Source organism: Arthrobacter sp. P1_B3, assembly GCF_056406615.1.
Genome location: NZ_JBFTZV010000001.1, coordinates 494,067 through 511,585, shown reverse-complemented (window position 1 = coordinate 511,585; position 17,519 = coordinate 494,067). Strand labels below are relative to the sequence as shown.

Genomic DNA, 17,519 nt, shown 5'->3' with positions numbered 1-17,519 from the left:
TGGTGCTCGTCTGGTGCTGGTTCTGGTTCTGTTTCTGCGTGTGGCTTCGGTCCGGGACTAATCCCCGGCCGTGCCGGCTTCTGATTTGTCCCGGATGTCGGTGATGATGCCGGAGAAGTCCCGGCCGGCACCGCCTTCCGCGGCAAAGGTATCGTAAATTTCGGCGGCGAGCGGGCCGAGACGGGCCGCGACGCCGGTGCTCTGGAGCGCGTTCAGGGCCAGGTTGAGGTCCTTGGCCATGAGCGCCCCGGCGAAGCCGGGCTGGTAGTCCCGGTTGGCGGGGCTCGTCGGGACCGGTCCGGGCACGGGGCAATTGGTGGTCAGCGCCCAGCACTGTCCCGAGGCGGCGGAGGCGACGTCGAACAGTGCCTGGTGGGTCAGCCCGAGTTTCTCGCCAAGCACAAAGGCCTCGCTGACAGCGATCATCGAGACGCCCAGGATCATGTTGTTGCAGATCTTGGCCGCCTGGCCGGCACCGTGCGCGCCGCAGTGGACCACGCGCTTGCCCATGACTTCCAGCTGAGGTTTGACGGCTTCGAAGTCCTCGGGGAGGGCACCGACCATGAACGTGAGCGTGCCGGCCTCTGCCCCCACCACGCCTCCGGATACGGGGGCGTCGACGGCACGGTGTCCGGCCGCGACCGCGAGTTCGGCGGCCTCGCGGGCCTCGTCCACGTTGATCGTGGAACAGTCCAGGAACATGGTGTCCGGGGCGGCCAGTTCAAGCAGGCCGGGCGCACGGCCGGTCCCGCGGTAGGCATCGAGGAGGTGCTTGCCGCTGGGCAGCATGGTCAGCACGACGGCGGCGCCCGCCGCCGCCTCGGCTGCCGTCCCGGCGGTTGGAATGCCGTGCTCCCGTGCGGCGTCCAGGGCCGCCGGCACCACGTCGAAGCCGGTCACCCGATAGCCGGCCTTGACCAGGTTGACGGCCATCGGGCCGCCCATGTGCCCCAAGCCCAGGAAGGCGATGGTGCCGGTAACAGAGGCTCCTGCTTCAGACATTGTTCTTCTCCATGTTCTTCTCCTTCGGAGAAAGCGTCAGTTCGCGCCCGCCCAGCGGGGCGAAGTAGGCCGCGACGTCCGCTTCGGTGACCTCCGCGAGAGTGGCGGGCTTCCAGCGGGGATTGCGGTCCTTGTCCACCACCTGGGCGCGGATCCCTTCGCGGAAGTCCGGCCCGGCGAGGAAGCGCAGGCCCACGCGGTACTCCTGCTCCAGTGCCTGCTCCAGGCCCAGTCCGCGGACGCGGCGCAGGGACTCCAGTGCCACTTTCACCGCCGTCGGCGACTTGGCCTCGATAGTGTCCGCGGCGCCAGCGGCCTCCCCGCCCACCGTGCGCAGCCGGCGCAGGATCTCCTCGGCGTCGTCGCTGGAGTAGCAGGCGTCAATCCAATCCTGCTGTCCGGCGAGGACTGACTGCGGAGCCGGTTCGGCGAACCGGGCGACGGCGGCTTCCACCGCCTCGGTCTCGAGTGCCACCGCCAGTTCAGCCAGGGCGGCGGAGGGCACAAAGCAGTCGGCGAGACCCAGGAACAGCGCGTCCGCGCCGCTCAGGTGGGCGCCGGCCAGGGCCGCATGCGTGCCGGCCTCCCCCGGCGAGCCGGAGAGCAGCAGCGTGCCGCCGACGTCGGGCACGAACCCGATCGTCGTTTCGGGCATTCCAGTGCGCGTGCGTTCGGTGACGATCCGCACGGAGCCGTGAGCCGAGATCCCCACGCCGCCACCCAGGACCAGCCCGTCCATGAACACCACGTACGGCTTGGGGTATTCAGAAATGAGCAGGTTCAGCCGGTACTCGTCGGCCCAGAAGTCCGCGGTGGCGTCCCCGCCGTCGAGCATGTCCCGGTAGATGGCGACGATGTCGCCGCCGGCGCAGAGGCCCCGGTCGCCGGCGCCGCGGACCAGCACCGCGGCGATCGCGTCGTCGTCGGCCCAGAGCGTGAGCTGTTCCAGCATCGCGGCGGCCATCGCGGCCGTCAGGGCGTTGACGGCCGCGGGCCGGTTGAGGGTCACGACGCCCAGACGGCCGCGCCGTTCAAACAGGACTTCCTCGCTCAAGGCCTCGCCGGCCGCTTCCTGCGCAGCCTCCGCCCCCATCAGCTGCCTTCCGGCATGACGAAGCTGGCGCCCTGGCGGATGCCGGATGGCCAGCGGCTGGTGACCGTCTTGGTCTTCGTGTAGAAGCGGAAGGCGTCGGCCCCGTGCTGGTTGAGGTCGCCGAATCCGGAGGCCTTCCAGCCGCCGAAGGTGTAGTACGCGATCGGCACGGGGATGGGGACGTTGATGCCCACCATGCCCACCTGGACCCGGCTGGCGAAGTCGCGGGCGGCGTCGCCGTCGCGGGTGAAGATGGCCACGCCGTTGCCGAACTCGTGTTCGCTGCAGAGCCGGAGGGCTTCGTCGTAATCTTCGGCGCGGAGCACGCTGAGGACCGGGCCGAAGATCTCCTCTTTGTAGATCTTCATGTCCTTCGTGACATTGTCGAACAGCGTGGGACCGACCCAGAAGCCGCCGTCATAGCCTTCCACCTTCAGGCCGCGGCCGTCGGTCACGAGGCTGGCTCCTTCCTCGACGCCGGAGGCGATGTAGCCTTCGATCCGCTCCTTCGCGGAGGCCGCCACAACCGGGCCGAAGTCGGAATCCTTGGCCAGGCTGTGGCCGACCTTGAGGCCGGCGATCCGCGCCTGCAGCTTCTCCACGAGGACATCCGCGGTCTTCCGGCCGACCGGAACGGCTACCGAGATCGCCATGCAGCGCTCGCCAGCGGAGCCGAAGCCGGCCCCAATCAGGGCGTCCGCTGCCATGTCCATGTCCGCGTCGGGCATGATCACCATGTGGTTCTTGGCGCCGCCGAAGCACTGGGCGCGCTTGCCGTTCGCTGCGGCGGTGGCGTAGATGTACTGGGCAATGGGTGTGGAGCCGACGAACCCGATGGCCTGAACCCGGGGATCCTCCAGCAGCGCATCCACGGCCTCCTTGTCCCCGTTGACCACGTTGAAGACGCCGTCGGGGAGGCCCGCCTCGGTGAAGAGCTCGGCCAGGCGCAGCGGCACGGAGGGGTCACGCTCGGAGGGCTTGAGGATGAAGGCGTTGCCGGCGGCCAGCGCCGGCCCGGACTTCCAGAGCGGAATCATGGCCGGGAAGTTGAACGGCGTGATGCCGGCAACGACGCCGAGGGGCTGGCGCATCGAGTGCACGTCGACGCCGGTTCCGGCGTTGTCCGAGAACTCGCCCTTGAGCAGATGCGGGGCACCGGCGGAAAACTCGACCACTTCGATGCCGCGCTGGATGTCACCCTTGGCATCGAGGAAGGTCTTGCCGTGCTCGGAGGACAGCAGGGTCGCGAGCTCGTCCATGTGCTCGTTGACCAGGTCCACGAACTTGAGCAGGATCCGGCCGCGGCGCTGCGGGTTCATCGCGGCCCATTCCACCTGCCCCTTTTCCGCGCTGGCAATCACATTGCGCACTTCCTCTGCGCTGGCCAGCGGCAGCCGGGCCTGGACCTCGCCGGTGCAGGGATCAAACACATCGCTGAACCGGCCGGAGGTGCCGTCCACCCGCTGCCCGTCAATGTAATGGGATAGTTCTCGAACCATGACCGAATGCTCCTTTGCATGTGACCTAGATCATCTCTGCAGCCGAATATACTCGGACTTCCTACTAATTTCCAGAGGACAGAATCCGCTGGCGGCTTCGTCCGGGGGCCAAGTTCGGTAAGTTAGGGACTGTGAAGATAGCTACCTGGAATGTGAATTCGCTCCGCGCCCGCGCCGACCGCGTGGAGGCCTGGCTTCAGCGCACGGACTGTGACGTCCTGGCCATCCAGGAAACCAAGTGCAAGGACGAGAACTTCCCCTGGGAGCTCTTCGAGAGCATGGGCTACGAGGTGGCACACTTCGGCCTGAGCCAGTGGAACGGCGTCGCGATCGCCTCCCGCGTGGGACTGGACGACGTCGAACGCACCTTCCTGGACCAGCCTGTGTTCGGCAAGAACGGCAAGGACGCCGTGCAGGAGGCCCGCGCCATCGGCGCCACGTGCGGCGGTGTCCGGGTCTGGAGCCTCTACGTCCCCAACGGCCGCGCCCTCGACGACGAACACATGCCCTACAAACTCAACTGGCTGGACATCCTGAAAACCCACGCGGGCACCTGGGTAAAGGAGGACCCCGAGGCGCAGATTGCGCTGATGGGCGATTTCAATATCGCACCCCAGGATGACGACGTCTGGGACATCGACTACTTCCGCGCCGAGCGCCTCACGCACGTCAGCGAGCCCGAGCGGGCCGCCTTCCACGCCTTTGAGGAGGCCGGCTTCCAGGATGTGGTCCGCCCGCACACCCCGGGACCTGGCGTCTACACCTATTGGGATTACACGCAGCTCCGCTTCCCGAAAAAGGAAGGAATGCGGATCGACTTCATTCTTGCCTCCCCGGCCCTGGCGGCACGGGTCACCGGTGCGATGATCGACCGCGAAGAGCGCAAGGGCAAGGGCGCCTCAGACCACGCCCCGGTGCTTGCGGAACTGGCGGACTAATGGCTGCCGCCCAGGAAGCGTCGTGATCCAATGACGGGGAACATTTACCATGGACAGGCCGGACTGCCGTTCTCTTCCGCGCTCCGGATCTATGAGCCCCTCGAGGCGTTCCCCGAGAAGCAGCAGGAAACCCTGCGGGCCGCCGGCGCCGGGCAGGCGTCCCGCGCTGCTGTGGAGAACGCCGAGCTCCTGGCGTCCCTCGGCCGCATCACCCGGTCCGACGGGGACCCGTTTCCCACCGGCCGGACCGACCTCGTCCGCGTTGTCCCGGCCCCGGCACGGCGGGCGCCGTCCGGCGCAGCGCACAACGACGCCGAGTCCGGTCCCGGGACTTCCGCCGCACCCCAGGCCGACCGGCTGCTGTACTGCCCCAGCCAGATGGTCCTCCGCGCCGGGCTGGCCGCCAATGCCCTGATGGAAGGCATCCACGGGCCCCTGGCCCAGCTCCTGATCCCGGAAGAACAGCGGGACAAGCACCAGGAACGCATTGATGAGGTGCGGGCCCACGATGGCCTGAGCCGGGTCCATACCCGGGCGTCCACGTGGGGCATTCCCTTCAGCTGGTTCTGCCTCTTCCAGGAATCGGATCCGACCGACGTCGTCGAATCCGAGGGCCACATCGTGACGGTCCGCATCCGTGCGGGCATCGGCAAGGCACTGGAGCGCGTGAGCTACGCGGTGGCGCACCTGGCCCTCGCCGCACCTGATCTCGACATGCTCGAGGACCTGACCCAGCTCACGGAATGGCTTGAGCTCTTCCACCCGGATTCGGCCGTGGAACTCGACTACGGCGGAGTGGCCGACAAGGTCTATCCGGACGATTCGCCCCTGGACGTGCGCCTCGGCATCGAGTGCCTGGCGGAGGGCGACATGACCGGCGCCGCCGCGGCCTACCGCCGGCTGGCCTCACGCTGGGTGCCGATCCGCCAGCTGGCCCGCGCTTCCTAGGCCTCACCGGCCCGCAACCCCCTGCGGCGGGCGCGGGACAGCTGACACAGCTGATCCGCCGAACACCGTCGCTAGCGGAGCCGAGCGGACTTAGGCAGCGGCGGCGCCGTCGTGGTCCGCACAATCAGCCGGTGCGGCGCCACGGCGGACTGAACGGCCCCGGCAATTCCGTCGAGCTCGTCCAGCAGCATCTTGGTGCCGAGTTCGGCTTGCAGGTCCGGCCGCTGCCCGACCGTGGTGAGCCCCATGGCCTCGGCGAAGTCGTGGTCATCGATGCCGATGACCGACAAATCCTCCGGGACGCGCACACCGGCCTTGCTCGCCTCGAAGATGACGCCCATGGCCATCTCATCCGAGGCGCAGAAGATTGCTGTGGGCTTGGACCCGTCGGCGGCCCAGAGACGCCGGAACGCCTCCTGGCCGCTGCGAACGGTGAAGTCCCCCCACACGTCCCATTCGGCCCGGGCGGGCAGCCGGGCCTCGCGCATGATGTCGTGGAAGGCCTGGATCCGGACCCTGGGGACGTCGAAGTTGAGGTCGGTTTCGTCATCGCCGTGCAGGAGCGCGATGTCGGTGTGGCCCAGCCCGATCAGGTGGCGGACTGCGGTCGCGGCCGCGGCGTAGTCGTCAATGCCAATGTAGGGACACTCCTCGACATGGCCGCCCACCACCACCAGCGGAATATCGATCTTCTGGAGATGCTCGATTTCCTCGTGGGTGAGCGCCATACAGAGGACCAGCAGTGCGTCGATCTGCTTGTAGACCATGGTCTTGCTGAAGAGCCGCTCACGGTTGCTGCCGTGGCCGCCGAGGTTGAAGAGGGAAAGGTTGTACTGACGGGAGTGCAGTTCCCGGTCGGCGCCCTCGATGGCCTTGGAGAAGAACCAGCGGCTGACGAACGGTGCCAGCACCCCAATGGTCTTGGTCCGGCCCGTCGCCAGGCCCGACGCCGAGGACGAGGCGACGTAGCCCAGGGATTCGGCAATGCCGAGGATCTTCTCCCGCGTTGCCGGGGAAACGCGGGGCAAACCGCGGACGGCCCGGGATACGGTGGCCGTGGATACGCCGGCAGCGGCGGCAACATCCTCAATGCTGACGCCGGAGTGGCCGCCGCGCTGCGCCCTTTCTGTCCGTGCCACTTGTGTCCCCTTGTTGACGGTCCGCGGAAGCCGGTCGGCTGCCCGCAGACGTGTTGCACCCGCCTCGCCGCGGCGGATAAATAGTCCTGGCCCCTGGGCTGCCTAGGCGCGCCGGCTGGCGGTCCGGCGCGGCAAGCGCCGGCGCAGCCGGATCATGCCGTAGAGGGCCAGCAGCATGGCGAGCAGACCCAGGGCCCAGAAGAGGGCCGGCTGGGCGGTCACCTCCATCCAGACGGTGACCACCAGCAGCACTACGGCCCAGAAGCCCAGGAACCCGATAATGATGTCGAAGTCCTCGCCGGAACGCACCTTTCGACGCGTCGCCGGCACGTGGCCCTGGTTCTGCTCGTCAGTCATGGCGCCGCAGTCACTTAACCGCGCCGGCGGTGAGGCCCGCAACGATCTTACGCTGGAACACGAGCACCAGGATGACCAAGGGAATGGTCACAATGGTGCCTGCAGCCATGATCGCGGTGTACGGAATCTGGTTCGGCTGCGCACCGGCGAAGCTGGCAATGGCCACAGTGACCGGCTGCGTTGCGTCGGACGAGAGCTGGCTGGCGATCAGGAATTCATTCCACGAGGAGATGAACGCCAGGATGGCCGTCGTGAAGATGGCCGGGGCGGCCAGCGGCATGATCACCTTCCGGAACGCCTGTCCCTGCGTGCAGCCGTCCACGCGCGCCGATTCCTCGAGCTCCCACGGCATCTCCCGGAAGAAGGACGTCATGGTGTAGACCGTCAGCGGCAACACGAACGAAATGTTCGGGATGATCAGGGCCTGGTAGGTGCCCATCCAGCCGATGTTCGTGAACAGCTGGAACAGCGGCGTGATGAGGGCGACGCCCGGGAACATGGAAGCCCCCAGGATGAAGCCCAGCACGAGGTACTTGAACTTGAAGTTCAGGCGGGCCAGGGCATAGGCGGCAAACACGCCAATCACCAGCGAAACCAGGGTGACCACGGTGCCGATGAACAAGCTGTTGAGCAGCGCCTGGCCGAAGTGGTTGCCGAAGGACGTATCGAATGCCGTCCTGAAGTTGTCCAGCGTCACGTGGGTCGGCAGGATCGAAGTGTCGTAGGTGTAGCCGACGTCGCGGAACGCCGTCACCACCATCCAGTAAGCCGGAGCGAGGCACCAGAAGAGGATCACGACCGCACTGATGTAGGTGCGTCCCTGAGCCCACTTCTCGCGGTTCTGCGCGACCTTCCGCCCCCGGTCCTGCTCTGCGCGTAGTTCGGTCGCGGCGGTCATTTCTTCCCCTTACCTGCGCCGGTCTGCTGCTCCACCACGTTCGCTCCAAGGAAGCGTACGAAGATGAAAGCCACCAGAAAGATGATGATGAATGTGATGGTGGACAAAGCCGCCGCCGCGTTGAAGCCCTGCCTGATCTGGTTGATCACCAGGATGGACAGCGTGGTGGTGTTGTTCGCTCCGCCCGTCAGGATGTACGGGAGGTCGAACATGCGCAGTGCGTCCAGGGTGCGGAACAAGATGGCCACCATGAGCGCCGGCTTCACCAGCGGCAGGGTGATCATGCGGAACCGCTGCCAGGCTGAGGCGCCGTCGACCTTGGCCGCCTCGTACACTTCCGCGGGAATCATCTGCAGGCCGGCAAGAATCAACAGCGCCATGAACGGCGTGGTCTTCCAGACGTCCGCGATGATCACGGCCCACCTGGCAGGCCATTCGCTGCCGGTCCACAGGACGGTGGTGTTGAAGAGTTTGTTGCCGATGCCTTCGAAGGCGAAGATGAACAGCCACAGCTTGGCCGTAACGGCGGTGGGGATGGCCCACGGCACCAGGACGGCTGCACGGACCAGGCTGCGGCCCTTGAAGGCCCGTGCCATGATGACGGCCATCCAAAAGCCGAGCACTGTCTCCAGGGCCACCGTGACGATGGTGAAGAAGAAGGTGGTGCCGGTGGCGGACCAGAACTGCGCGCCGAGGGTTCCCGGCGGGCAGTCTACGGTCCCGCCGTCCGGAGCCGGGCATTGCTGGAAGATCCAGTTGTAGTAGTTCGAGAAGCCGGCCGGGCCGCCCTCGACGAAGAGCCCCGTGGCGGGGTCCAGACCGGCATCCTTCTGGAATGACATCACAATGGCGGTGATGATCGGGTACACGATCACTACTGACAATGCGAGGATGGTCGGCGCCAGGAGCCAGGCTGCCCAGCGCCCCTGCGTCGCGATGCGGTTGTCCTCCCCAACACCCTTGGGTGCGTGGTGGATCGGTGCCCCGCCCGACGCCGGTGCCTTGACCGACGTCGGGCCTACTTCAGTTGCCATGATGGACCTACTGTCCCGCGCTAGCGGACTCGATGGACTTCTGCATGTCAGACAGGGCCGCGTCTACGGTCTTCTCGCCCTTGATGGCCGAGTACGCGTTTTCCTGGATGGCCTTGGTGACGGCCGGGTAGAACGGGGTGACGGGACGCGGCACGGCGTTCTCGATCGAGGTCTTCAGCACCGGCAGGTACGGCAGCTTGGCGACGAGCTCCTGGTCATCGTAGAGCTTGCCGAGCACCGGGGCGAGCGAACCCTGGGTGGCGAAGAACTTCTGGGTTTCTTCCGTGGTGAGGAACTTCAGGAAGTCCACTGCGGTGGCCTTGTTCTTCGAGTAGACGCTGATCGCGGCGCTGTGGCCGCCCAGGGACGAGGCGCCCGGGCCTTCCTTGCCGGGGAGGGCGGTCATGCCCAGGACGTCCTTGACCTTGGAGGATCCTTCGGTGGTGGCCAGGTTGTAGACGTAGGGCCAGTTGCGCAGGAACAGCAGCTTGCCGTCCTGGAACGCCTGGCGGCTTTCCTCTTCCTGGAAGGTGATGGCTTCCTTCGGGATCTCGCCATCTGCGTAGGCCTTGGTCAGGTTGGCCATGCCAGCCTTTGCTTCCGCGGTGAGCAGGTTGGGCTTGCCATTCTCGTCCAGCACGGCTCCGCCGGCGGAGTTAATCGCCTCGGAGGCGTTGACGGTCAGTCCCTCGTACTTCTTGAACTGGCCGGAGTAGCAGCCGATGTTGTTGGTCTTGGCGATGGAGCACATGCCCATCATCTCGTCCCAGGTTTTCGGGGGCGTGGGGACCAGGTCCTTGCGGTAGTACAGGATGCCGCCGTCGGAAGATTCCGGTGCCGCGTACAGCGTGCCTTTGTAGGAGGCGGCCTCGACGGTCGGCTTCAGCATGGCCGAGGTATCCAGCGCCATCTTGTCCTTGAGCGGCTGCAGCCAGCCCTTGGCGGCAAATTCGGCGGTCCAGACGACGTCGACGCTCGCAACGTCGTAGCCGGGGTCCTTGGCCTGGAAGTGCTGGACGAGGTCGTCGTGCTGCTGGTCCGCCTGGTCGGTCTGCTCCTTGAAGGTGACCTTCTCGTTCGGGTGGGCAGCGTTCCACTTCTCGATCAACGGGCGGACCACGTTGCTGTTGTCCTTGCCCTGGACGTAAGTGATGGGGCCGCGTCCATCCAGGCCCTGCGAGGCGGCGTCGCTGCCGCTGGTAGTGCCGCCACCTCCGCCGCCACACGCCGAAAGGGTGATGGCCAAAATGCCTGCCGTGGCGGCGGGAAGTAGGAAATTGCGGGTTTTCATACTGGAGTGCTCCTCGCTGAGTACCGGTGAAAAACGGCCGTACTGATGGTGTGCCGACCATCACAGTAATCAACACGTCATGCAGAATGCAAGCGTTTACATGAAACCTTTATGCAAAGGAGATTCCGTGGCCCCGTCGGGGAGCCGCCTCAGCGGACCCGCTCGGCACGGCCAAACCGCGACCGTGCCCCGGATCCGATGTGGATCAGGACGGGGGTGCGCTTGCCGATCACGGCGTCGAGCGCCTCTACCAATGAAGAAACCTCGGCGGCAAGCGCCTGCGGGGCGACGCCCTGTCGGGGCTCCACCCGGATCTTGAGGGCCGGCTCCCCCTTGATCTCGTAGGCGGTTACCGAGACTCCGGTCAGGTCGGGCCGATCCGCAAGGGCCGCGCGGATCGTCTGCTCCGCCACGCCGCCGCCGATTCCGACGTTGCCCGGCACGTCGCCCGGGTCCTCCTCGGCCACGATCAGGCTGGTCCGGCCCTTGCCCTGCTGGGCAATCCAGGCGACCATCAGGCCAAGCACCACCACCAGCACAAAGCAGATGACGAGCCACAGCCAGCTCTCCTGGCGGCGGGGGAACTGCGTCCGTTCGAACAAATCGAGCCAGAAGTTCAGGACGCCGCCCGCCCAGTCATGCCACCACACGCCGACGGCGGGGACGCTCGCCAGCAGCACCACAAGCACGCCAATGGCTAGAAGCTTGATGCCAAGGATGCCGATCAGGATGCGGTTCAGGACCCTGGGAGTGTTGTTCATGCCCCCACCACCCCTGCCGTGGAGACCTGGATCCGCACTTCCGGCATGGGCCAGGGGCCCATTTCCTGCAGCTCACGCCGCACAGCGTCCAGGACGGCGTCCGGGCGCAGCGGCACACCGGAGGTCGGCCGGACGTTGACCATGACCCGGTTCCGCGACACGACCACCATCACCTGTTCCTGAGTCACGTTGGCGGCCAGCCGGGCTCGGCGCGCCAGGGCCGCGGCGATCACCTCATCGTCAACCACGACGGCGGCCCGGCGGTCCGGGAGCAGGTGGCGCGCCCGCCGTCCGGGCAGCACGGCGTTGAGGAAGAAAAACAATCCGGCTATGGCGATCACGACGCCTATGACGAGCAGTAGAAGCGGGCCGATTCCGGCCGGGAGCGCGACCACCCGCTCGGCCGCGGTCTGCGGATCCACGAGCCACGGCGGCTGCCCGACCGCACGGACCGCAGTTTCAAGCAGCGCGTAACCGCACACCGCCATGACCAGGGCGGCGGCCAGCACGGAGACGACGGCCCGCGATGAGTGCGTCTCCCGTTTCAGAATCCGGTCCATGCCCGCGGCACCGGAGCCCAGGGGTTCGCTCCCCGCCACCGCATCTGCGTCGTGCGGGCCGGAGCCGATACCGGTGTTCTGGGTGTCCTGGCTCAACGCACCCGACCTCCCCCGCGCACGGTGGCCCCGCTGATGCGGATGTCCACCCGGCTCAGCTGCGCGCCGGTCAGTTCGGTCACGCGTCGCAGGATCTGGGCTTTGGCGGCGACGGCACGCTCCCAGATGGAACCGCCGAAGCCGGCGACGCGGCCGGGATCCCGGAGAACCACCCTGAGATTCGGGACCGCGACGGGCATGACGAGCGAGAGCGCGAGCAGCCCGTCATCGTCCGACCACTCGGCGCGCACATCGTGCGCCGGCACACCGAGGGCCTCACCCGCGGCGGCCCTCGCCACACTCGTCAGGGCCTGTGTGCTGATGCGGTTATGCCCGGCCATTGCGGCGCCGCGGATCGGCGTTTCAGCCGTCATGTTCATGAGGAGGAACGCCGGCCCGTGAGGGCGTCAAACACGCTGCGCAGGTCCAGCTTCCCGTCTGCGGCCCGGCCCAGGAGAGCGCCGATGCCCATGAAGAACAGGGCACCGAGGAAGCCCCAGACGCCGAACTGGAAGGACATGAAAGCCACAAAGGCCCCCATGGCGATTCCCACTACCGTCAGACTCATTGGATTGCCTCCCTGACCGGACGGGCCTCGGCGGACGGGGCCGGTTTGGCCGGGCCGGGCACATAAACGTCATTGATCTCGATATTTACCTCGATCACCTCGAGCCCCACCAGTTCCTCGACGGCGGAGTAGACGGCGGTGCGGATCTGGTCCGCGAGGGCATGCAAGGGGGTACCATACACCGCGACGAGATCGATGTCCACGGCCACCTGGGTTTCGCCGACTTCCACGCGGACGCCCGCTGCGTGATCGGCGCTGCCGACGGCGTCGCGGATCGCACCCAGGGCGCGTGACGGCCCTGATCCCAACGAGTAGACCCCTGGTACCGATCGGGCGGCGATGCCCGCGACCTTGGCGATTGCGGCTTCCGATATGACCGTGCGGCCGGTGCCCGCCGGCACGGACAGACCTGCACCGGGCAGCCCGGCAACGGGACCCGAAACGGGCTGACCGGCAACGGGCTGACCGGCCGCGGGACCGGCAACGGGTTGAGAATTCTGGTATTCCATAACGCACTCCCCCTTCTCTTTGACACAACCCTAGTCCCTGCCTTGGGCCGCGCGGGGGAATCTTGCCGCGCCCGTTCCCACGGCCGGCGCAGGTGCGGGCCGTGGGAACCGGCGAAGTGCATCGCGGAGCAGGACCGGCGTCCGCTTGTCAGCTGCGGGACGTCAGCCGGGAGTCGATGCGGGCGGTGGCCTGATCTGACTCCCTACTTGCAGTTGGTGGCGATCCAGGTTGTTACGGGTGCCATGGCGGCCTGGAGCTTGCCGCTGGAGAAGACGGTCTGGTCGGTGACGCCCGCGACGGCCACTTCCTTGAGGTTGGCGAAATCGGCCTTCAGGCTGTCAGGAACGCGCTCGGCCGTCTCGGCCAGGTCGGCTTTGAACTGTTCCAGCTCCGCCGTCTTGCCTTGGGCGGCCGAGAGGGGAAGGAGCGTGGCGCCGGTGGCCTGCTCCGAGATCTTGGTGCAGGCCTCGCCGGCGCTGGCGAAACCGCCGAACGGCCCGGAGGTCTTGCTGGGGCTCGGCGTGCCTGAGGCTGAAGCAGTGGACGGGCCCGCGGCGGACGACGGCGCGCTGCCGGCCTGGGGTGCCGAGCAGCCGGCGAGGGCGAGGGCTGCGAGGAGGGTGGCGGCGGTGAGAGGACGGGCAATATTCTTCGAAATCACGTTGCAGAATCACTTTTCGGTTGAGATTGCGCCGCCTGCCCGGACCGGGCTTCCGACGGCCTTGGTGTTCTTTCCCCAGCGTGCGAGTCTAGTCCGGCCAGCGGCCCGGCCCCCAACCGGTCGCCGCCGTCGGCCCCCGTCGATGCGGCCGTCCGTCTCCCTGTCGATTGCTCCGTAACTGCCCTTTTGACCCTTCAGAAGGGCCGTTACGGAGCGATCGATGGTGTTAAAGAAGAAAAGCACCAGTTCTCAATGAACTGATGCTTCCCAGTGGTGGCTCCGACCGGCGTCGATCCGGTGACCTTTCGATTTTCAGTCGAACGCTGAATGGGCTTACATCCCAACGGCAGCAAGGACGCCTCTCTGGCTACCAGAGGTTTACCAGAGGAGGGCTCTCGGACTTCGTCATTTGGTCAGCGAATCCAGCCCGGCCGCAGCCTTGAAGAAGTCGTCATCGAACAGTGCGCCGTAGGTGTTGATCGTCGTCGTACCGTCCTTGTGACCGGCAATACGCTGCACATGCTTGACGTTCTTGGTCACGGACAGATACAGGCTGACGGCGGTGTGCCTCAGGTCATGGAACACCGGCGGCCGGAAGTCCATGTCCCCAAATTCGAGCACGATACCGGCGGACCGAAGCAGCAAATCGCGCCTGGTGGTTTGTAGCGGAAACGGTCGTATTTGAAGCGGCCGGAACCCGGTTTACTTGAACTGAGGACAGATGGTCGGCTTGCGGTTTTGTCAGTCCGGAAAGATGACAGGCCCCTGGCTTCTCGATTGTCCGTGCGGGCAATCGAGAGGCCAGGGGCCTCGTTTGCGGCTCAGGTGACTAGACCTTCCGGCTGGCCCGGTGGCGGAGGTGCTGGACGGCGCTGAGAGCGAGGGCGGCGGCCAGGACCAGGTAGAGAGTGATGGTGATGGGGCTGTCGATCAGGATGCCCAGGTTGCCCTCGGAGACTGCCAGTGCACGGCGGAGTTCAGTCTCGGCCATCGGGCCGAGGATCACTGCGATCAGAACGGGTGCCAGCGGGATGTTGTAGCGGCGCATCAGGAATCCGACGAGCCCTATGGCGATCAGCAGCCACAGATCAAGCACTGCGGAGCTCACCGCGTATACGCCGAGCATGGAGAAGACGGTGATGCCGGCGTAGAGGTAGTGCTTGGGGATGCTGAGCAGCTTTGCCCAGACGGAGGCGAACGGGATGTTGATCATCACGAGGATGACCAGGCCGATGAACAGTGAGGCCAGCAGGGCCCAGACCAGGTCACCGCTTCGTTCGAAGAGCAGCGGGCCTGGCTGCATGCCGTATTGCTGGAATGCTGCGAGCATGATTGCGGCCGTGGCCGACGTTGGCAACCCCAGTGCGAGCAGGGCGCCCATGGCGGTGCCGGCCGTTGCGTTGGCTGCGGCTTCCGGGGCTGCGAGGCCGTGGATAGAGCCGGTGGTGCCGAAATCCGGATCGTTCCGGCGCTTGGCCAGTTGTTTTTCGGTTCCGTAGGCCAGGAATGTGGGGACTTCTGCGCCGCCGGCGGGGATCAGCCCGAAGGGGGCGCCGAAGGCGGTGCCGCGCAGCCAGGCCGGGAGGGCCTTTTTGAAGTCTGCGAGGTTCAGCCTCGCCCGGCCTTTGGTTTCGATTCGCGTGGCGATCGGGTCGCGGTGGATGCGGGATGCGATGTGGAAGACCTCGCCGAGAGCCAGGAGCCCGACGGTGATGACGATGACGGAGATTCCGTCGAAGAGCTGGGGCATGCCCAGGGTGAAGCGGGCGGTGCCGCTGGGGCCATCAATGCCGACCAGCGCCAGGGCGAGGCCGATTCCGAGGGCTGCGATGCCGCGGATCACGGATTCGGACACGACGGCGGAGATGGCGAGGAAGGCGAACACTGCCAGGGCAAAGTACTCGGCCGGGCCGAAGACCGTGGCCATTTTGACCAGTGTGGGGGCGAAGAAGACCACCAGGGTGGTGGCGATTAGGCCGCCGATGAAGGCTCCGATGGCGCAGGTGGCAAGCGCTTTGGCCGCCTGTCCGCTTTTGGCCATCCGGTGTCCCTCGAACGTGGACGCGATGGCCGAGGAGTGGCCGGGGGTGTTGAGCAGGATTCCTGAGGTGGAGTCGCCGAAGAGGCCGCCGAAGTAGATGCCGGCGAACATGATGAATGCCGCGGTCGGTTCCAGTGAAAAAGTCACCGGGAGCAGCAGCGCCACGGCCATGGCGGAGCCGAGCCCCGGCAGGACGCCGACGGCGGTGCCGAGGAGTGCGCCGATTAGCACCCAGAGGAGGTTGATGGGGGTCAGGGCGCTGGCGAAGCCACCCATGAGGAGTTCGAGTTGTTCCATTAGAGGATCCCTCCTATGAAGCCGGAAGGCAGGCTGAGGCCCAGCCCGGCGCCGAAGGCCAGTTGAATGATTGAGGAGAAGAGCAGGCCCACGCCGATGTCGAAGAATCGTCGGTGGCTGCCGAGGGCGTAGGCAACAACCCAGAACAGCATCGTCGCGCTGATGATCCAGCCCAGCGGTTCCAGCAGCGCGACGAAGGCCACGACCCCGGCCAGCATCAGGCCGACCGTCCGCCAGTCCGAGTACGTCTTCCAGGTTTTGGCTGGGGTTTTGGATGGCGCATCGTCAAACGCTTCGGCTTCTTCCTTCCCCAGGTGACCGAGGTCGTGCAGCATGTCCGCCGAGAACTGTCCGTGTCCGGGGTGAATGGAATTGTCAGGGATCTGCGGTGAGCGGAGGATCTGGATGGCCAGCAGGGTCGCCACCAGATACAGCAGGATGCACACGATGATGGGGAAGAACTGCGGTCCGGGGGCCGATTTGCCCTGCACATGCATGGTCACGGTGCCGATGGTGAGGAGGATGGCCACTGCATAAAGCACGGCGACGACAACGAATTCGCTGCGGCCTGTCCCAAAGCGGCGCTTCGGTTTACCGTGCGGCTCCAGGGCGGATCCTGCTTCTGGCTGGTTCTGGGTGATGCTCATAGGCCGAGGTCCTTTACGATTTCTTGGGCCGTTGCAACTTCGTTGTTGATGAACTGTTCGAATTCTTCGCCCGTCGTGAAGGTGTCCGTCCAGTCGTTGCGCTTCAGCGCTTCCTGCCAGTGGTCGGTGCTGCGCATCTCGGTGACGATCTTGATGAACTCCGCTTTCGCCTCATCTGTGATGCCTGGCGCGGCCACAAATCCTCGCCAGTTGGACATCGCCGCGTCTACGCCCTGCTCCTTGAACGTGGGAACGTCTACGCCTTCCAGCCGCTCTTCCGAAGAGATGGCCAGGGCGCGCAGTGTTCCGGCCTCGATCTGGTCGCTGACTTCGTTGTAGCCGGACATGCCGGCGGACGTGGTGTGGGACAGGAGCGAGGTCAGGGCCTCACCGCCGCCGGAGTAGGCGATGTAGTTCACTTCCTGAGGATCGATGCCGACCGTTTTGGCGACCATGGCGCTCAGAAGATGGTCGATCGAGCCCAGGGATCCGCCGCCGATTGAGGTTCCGCCGGGGTTTTGCTTCCATGCGGCCAGGAAATCGTCGAGGGTCTTGAACTCAGAGTCAGCCGGGACCACCAGCGCCGCGTAGTCATCGGCCAGCCGGGCGATGGGAACAACGTCAGCCATGGACTCCGGGTTGTCTCCGAGTTCGATGGCCCCCACCATCACACCACCGGTCGCCAGGAGGGCGTCTTCGCGCCCGGGCATCTGGACAAACTGGCTCAGGCCGATGGTCCCGCCGGCTCCGGGCACGTTGACCACCTGAGCGTTATTGACCACGCCGCCGCTCTTGAGCGCCTGCTGCCCTTCACGGGCAAATCCGTCCCAGCCGCCACCAGGTGCTGCCGGGGCGATCAGGGTGAGCTTGTTCCGGGCCGTGCTCGTTCCACCGGCCGTGCCGGCATTGATGAACGCCAGCGTGGCCACGACGGCCACGACCAGGCCGAACACGGCATTGCGTAGGGGATTTTTCATGGTTCTCGTTCCGTAACGACGTTGTTGGGCGGTGCGAAAGTACTCTGCTGGGGCCTTGGCCTCAGCCGCATCCCGGTGATCCACGACTCTCAGAGCACTCAGGGATACTGTTGTACACAATGAAATACAGTTATACCTGTGATGGCAGTCACGGGCAAGTTTTGATCTGCAATATCGATCTTGCGCCATATGCATACGTTTG

Annotated in this window: 20 protein-coding genes and 1 tRNA gene; 2 read left to right on the top strand and 19 right to left on the bottom strand. The window is 65.9% G+C overall.

The window, feature by feature from the left end; genetic code table 11:
* Window positions 1-57 precede the first annotated feature (57 nt).
* From mmsB to AC1D2F_RS02420, 3 genes are read right to left on the bottom strand one after another with little or no spacing between them, the layout of a single operon-like run.
* Window positions 58-1,002, bottom strand: a complete 945-nt coding sequence (gene mmsB, locus AC1D2F_RS02430; protein ID WP_476966085.1) for a 3-hydroxyisobutyrate dehydrogenase — start codon at window positions 1,000-1,002, stop codon at window positions 58-60.
* Window positions 995-2,095, bottom strand: a complete 1,101-nt coding sequence (locus AC1D2F_RS02425; protein WP_364747002.1) for an enoyl-CoA hydratase/isomerase family protein — start codon at window positions 2,093-2,095, stop codon at window positions 995-997. The genes mmsB and AC1D2F_RS02425 overlap by 8 nt, the downstream gene beginning before the upstream one ends.
* Complete coding sequence (locus AC1D2F_RS02420; RefSeq protein WP_364747000.1) at window positions 2,095-3,594, bottom strand: CoA-acylating methylmalonate-semialdehyde dehydrogenase; 1,500 nt, start codon at window positions 3,592-3,594, stop codon at window positions 2,095-2,097. Before AC1D2F_RS02420 ends, AC1D2F_RS02425 begins: the two co-directional genes overlap by 1 nt.
* Before the next feature lie 131 nt (window positions 3,595-3,725).
* Here AC1D2F_RS02420 and AC1D2F_RS02415 point away from each other — a divergent pair, with 131 nt between their 5' ends.
* Together AC1D2F_RS02415 and AC1D2F_RS02410 are read left to right on the top strand one after the other, a co-directional pair.
* Window positions 3,726-4,532, top strand: a complete 807-nt coding sequence (locus tag AC1D2F_RS02415; protein ID WP_364746998.1) for an exodeoxyribonuclease III — start codon at window positions 3,726-3,728, stop codon at window positions 4,530-4,532.
* Between the two features lie 30 nt (window positions 4,533-4,562).
* Window positions 4,563-5,480 carry a DUF8083 family protein gene (locus AC1D2F_RS02410; protein ID WP_229993471.1) on the top strand — a complete coding sequence of 306 codons (918 nt, stop codon included), beginning with the start codon at window positions 4,563-4,565 and terminating at the stop codon, window positions 5,478-5,480.
* Between the two features lie 71 nt (window positions 5,481-5,551).
* On the opposite strand, the gene AC1D2F_RS02405 is transcribed toward AC1D2F_RS02410, so the two are convergent.
* From AC1D2F_RS02405 to AC1D2F_RS02330, 16 genes are all read right to left on the bottom strand, one after another.
* A complete protein-coding gene (locus AC1D2F_RS02405; protein WP_364746996.1) occupies window positions 5,552-6,619 on the bottom strand; it encodes a LacI family DNA-binding transcriptional regulator in 1,068 nt (355 codons plus the stop codon).
* Between the two features lie 102 nt (window positions 6,620-6,721).
* Window positions 6,722-6,976 carry a hypothetical protein gene (locus AC1D2F_RS02400; protein WP_229993469.1) on the bottom strand — a complete coding sequence of 85 codons (255 nt, stop codon included), beginning with the start codon at window positions 6,974-6,976 and terminating at the stop codon, window positions 6,722-6,724.
* Window positions 6,977-6,986: 10 nt separating this feature from the next.
* Entirely contained in the window at window positions 6,987-7,874 is an 888-nt protein-coding gene (locus tag AC1D2F_RS02395; RefSeq protein ID WP_476966084.1) for a carbohydrate ABC transporter permease, read from the bottom strand.
* Window positions 7,871-8,908: a carbohydrate ABC transporter permease gene (locus AC1D2F_RS02390; RefSeq protein WP_364746992.1), complete on the bottom strand. Its 1,038-nt coding sequence runs from the start codon at window positions 8,906-8,908 to the stop codon at window positions 7,871-7,873. The genes AC1D2F_RS02395 and AC1D2F_RS02390 overlap by 4 nt, the downstream gene beginning before the upstream one ends.
* Window positions 8,909-8,915: 7 nt before the next feature.
* Window positions 8,916-10,199: an ABC transporter substrate-binding protein gene (locus AC1D2F_RS02385; protein WP_229993466.1), complete on the bottom strand. Its 1,284-nt coding sequence runs from the start codon at window positions 10,197-10,199 to the stop codon at window positions 8,916-8,918.
* A gap of 149 nt (window positions 10,200-10,348) precedes the next feature.
* Window positions 10,349-10,960 (bottom strand): hypothetical protein, encoded by a 612-nt coding sequence (locus AC1D2F_RS02380; protein WP_476966083.1) that lies wholly within the window; start codon window positions 10,958-10,960, stop codon window positions 10,349-10,351.
* Complete coding sequence (locus tag AC1D2F_RS02375) at window positions 10,957-11,616, bottom strand: hypothetical protein (RefSeq protein WP_476966082.1); 660 nt, start codon at window positions 11,614-11,616, stop codon at window positions 10,957-10,959. Before AC1D2F_RS02375 ends, AC1D2F_RS02380 begins: the two co-directional genes overlap by 4 nt.
* The gene (locus AC1D2F_RS02370) at window positions 11,613-11,996 is read right to left on the bottom strand and encodes a hypothetical protein (RefSeq protein WP_229993464.1); all 384 of its coding nucleotides are present in this window, start codon (window positions 11,994-11,996) and stop codon (window positions 11,613-11,615) included. Before AC1D2F_RS02370 ends, AC1D2F_RS02375 begins: the two co-directional genes overlap by 4 nt.
* A complete protein-coding gene (locus AC1D2F_RS02365; RefSeq protein WP_229993463.1) occupies window positions 11,993-12,184 on the bottom strand; it encodes a hypothetical protein in 192 nt (63 codons plus the stop codon). Before AC1D2F_RS02365 ends, AC1D2F_RS02370 begins: the two co-directional genes overlap by 4 nt.
* Window positions 12,181-12,693 (bottom strand): Asp23/Gls24 family envelope stress response protein, encoded by a 513-nt coding sequence (locus tag AC1D2F_RS02360; protein WP_476966081.1) that lies wholly within the window; start codon window positions 12,691-12,693, stop codon window positions 12,181-12,183. The genes AC1D2F_RS02365 and AC1D2F_RS02360 overlap by 4 nt, the downstream gene beginning before the upstream one ends.
* Before the next feature lie 203 nt (window positions 12,694-12,896).
* Entirely contained in the window at window positions 12,897-13,355 is a 459-nt protein-coding gene (locus AC1D2F_RS02355; RefSeq protein WP_229993461.1) for a hypothetical protein, read from the bottom strand.
* A gap of 271 nt (window positions 13,356-13,626) precedes the next feature.
* Window positions 13,627-13,715 (bottom strand) — tRNA-Phe (locus tag AC1D2F_RS02350).
* Window positions 13,716-13,760: 45 nt separating this feature from the next.
* Window positions 13,761-14,000, bottom strand: a complete 240-nt coding sequence (locus AC1D2F_RS02345; protein ID WP_476966080.1) for a tyrosine-type recombinase/integrase — start codon at window positions 13,998-14,000, stop codon at window positions 13,761-13,763.
* A 184-nt stretch (window positions 14,001-14,184) separates the two neighbouring features.
* A complete protein-coding gene (locus AC1D2F_RS02340) occupies window positions 14,185-15,693 on the bottom strand; it encodes a tripartite tricarboxylate transporter permease (protein WP_229993460.1) in 1,509 nt (502 codons plus the stop codon).
* Window positions 15,693-16,340, bottom strand: a complete 648-nt coding sequence (locus tag AC1D2F_RS02335) for a tripartite tricarboxylate transporter TctB family protein (protein WP_476966079.1) — start codon at window positions 16,338-16,340, stop codon at window positions 15,693-15,695. Before AC1D2F_RS02335 ends, AC1D2F_RS02340 begins: the two co-directional genes overlap by 1 nt.
* Window positions 16,337-17,317, bottom strand: a complete 981-nt coding sequence (locus AC1D2F_RS02330) for a Bug family tripartite tricarboxylate transporter substrate binding protein (protein WP_229993458.1) — start codon at window positions 17,315-17,317, stop codon at window positions 16,337-16,339. The genes AC1D2F_RS02335 and AC1D2F_RS02330 overlap by 4 nt, the downstream gene beginning before the upstream one ends.
* Window positions 17,318-17,519: the final 202 nt, after the last annotated feature.

Bases quoted from the DNA above. Each gene is read 5' to 3' on its own strand.
- mmsB (WP_476966085.1), bottom strand. From the start codon at position 1,002: ATGTCTGAAGCAGGAGCCTCTGTTACCGGCACCATCGCCTTCCTGGGC.
- AC1D2F_RS02425 (WP_364747002.1), bottom strand. From the start codon at position 2,095: ATGGGGGCGGAGGCTGCGCAGGAAGCGGCCGGCGAGGCCTTGAGCGAG.
- AC1D2F_RS02420 (WP_364747000.1), bottom strand. From the start codon at position 3,594: ATGGTTCGAGAACTATCCCATTACATTGACGGGCAGCGGGTGGACGGC.
- AC1D2F_RS02410 (WP_229993471.1), top strand. From the start codon at position 4,563: ATGACGGGGAACATTTACCATGGACAGGCCGGACTGCCGTTCTCTTCC.
- AC1D2F_RS02400 (WP_229993469.1), bottom strand. From the start codon at position 6,976: ATGACTGACGAGCAGAACCAGGGCCACGTGCCGGCGACGCGTCGAAAG.
- AC1D2F_RS02395 (WP_476966084.1), bottom strand. From the start codon at position 7,874: ATGACCGCCGCGACCGAACTACGCGCAGAGCAGGACCGGGGGCGGAAG.
- AC1D2F_RS02390 (WP_364746992.1), bottom strand. From the start codon at position 8,908: ATGGCAACTGAAGTAGGCCCGACGTCGGTCAAGGCACCGGCGTCGGGC.
- AC1D2F_RS02385 (WP_229993466.1), bottom strand. From the start codon at position 10,199: ATGAAAACCCGCAATTTCCTACTTCCCGCCGCCACGGCAGGCATTTTG.
- AC1D2F_RS02380 (WP_476966083.1), bottom strand. From the start codon at position 10,960: ATGAACAACACTCCCAGGGTCCTGAACCGCATCCTGATCGGCATCCTT.
- AC1D2F_RS02370 (WP_229993464.1), bottom strand. From the start codon at position 11,996: ATGAACATGACGGCTGAAACGCCGATCCGCGGCGCCGCAATGGCCGGG.
- AC1D2F_RS02365 (WP_229993463.1), bottom strand. From the start codon at position 12,184: ATGAGTCTGACGGTAGTGGGAATCGCCATGGGGGCCTTTGTGGCTTTC.
- AC1D2F_RS02360 (WP_476966081.1), bottom strand. From the start codon at position 12,693: ATGGAATACCAGAATTCTCAACCCGTTGCCGGTCCCGCGGCCGGTCAG.
- AC1D2F_RS02340 (WP_229993460.1), bottom strand. From the start codon at position 15,693: ATGGAACAACTCGAACTCCTCATGGGTGGCTTCGCCAGCGCCCTGACC.
- AC1D2F_RS02335 (WP_476966079.1), bottom strand. From the start codon at position 16,340: ATGAGCATCACCCAGAACCAGCCAGAAGCAGGATCCGCCCTGGAGCCG.
- AC1D2F_RS02330 (WP_229993458.1), bottom strand. From the start codon at position 17,317: ATGAAAAATCCCCTACGCAATGCCGTGTTCGGCCTGGTCGTGGCCGTC.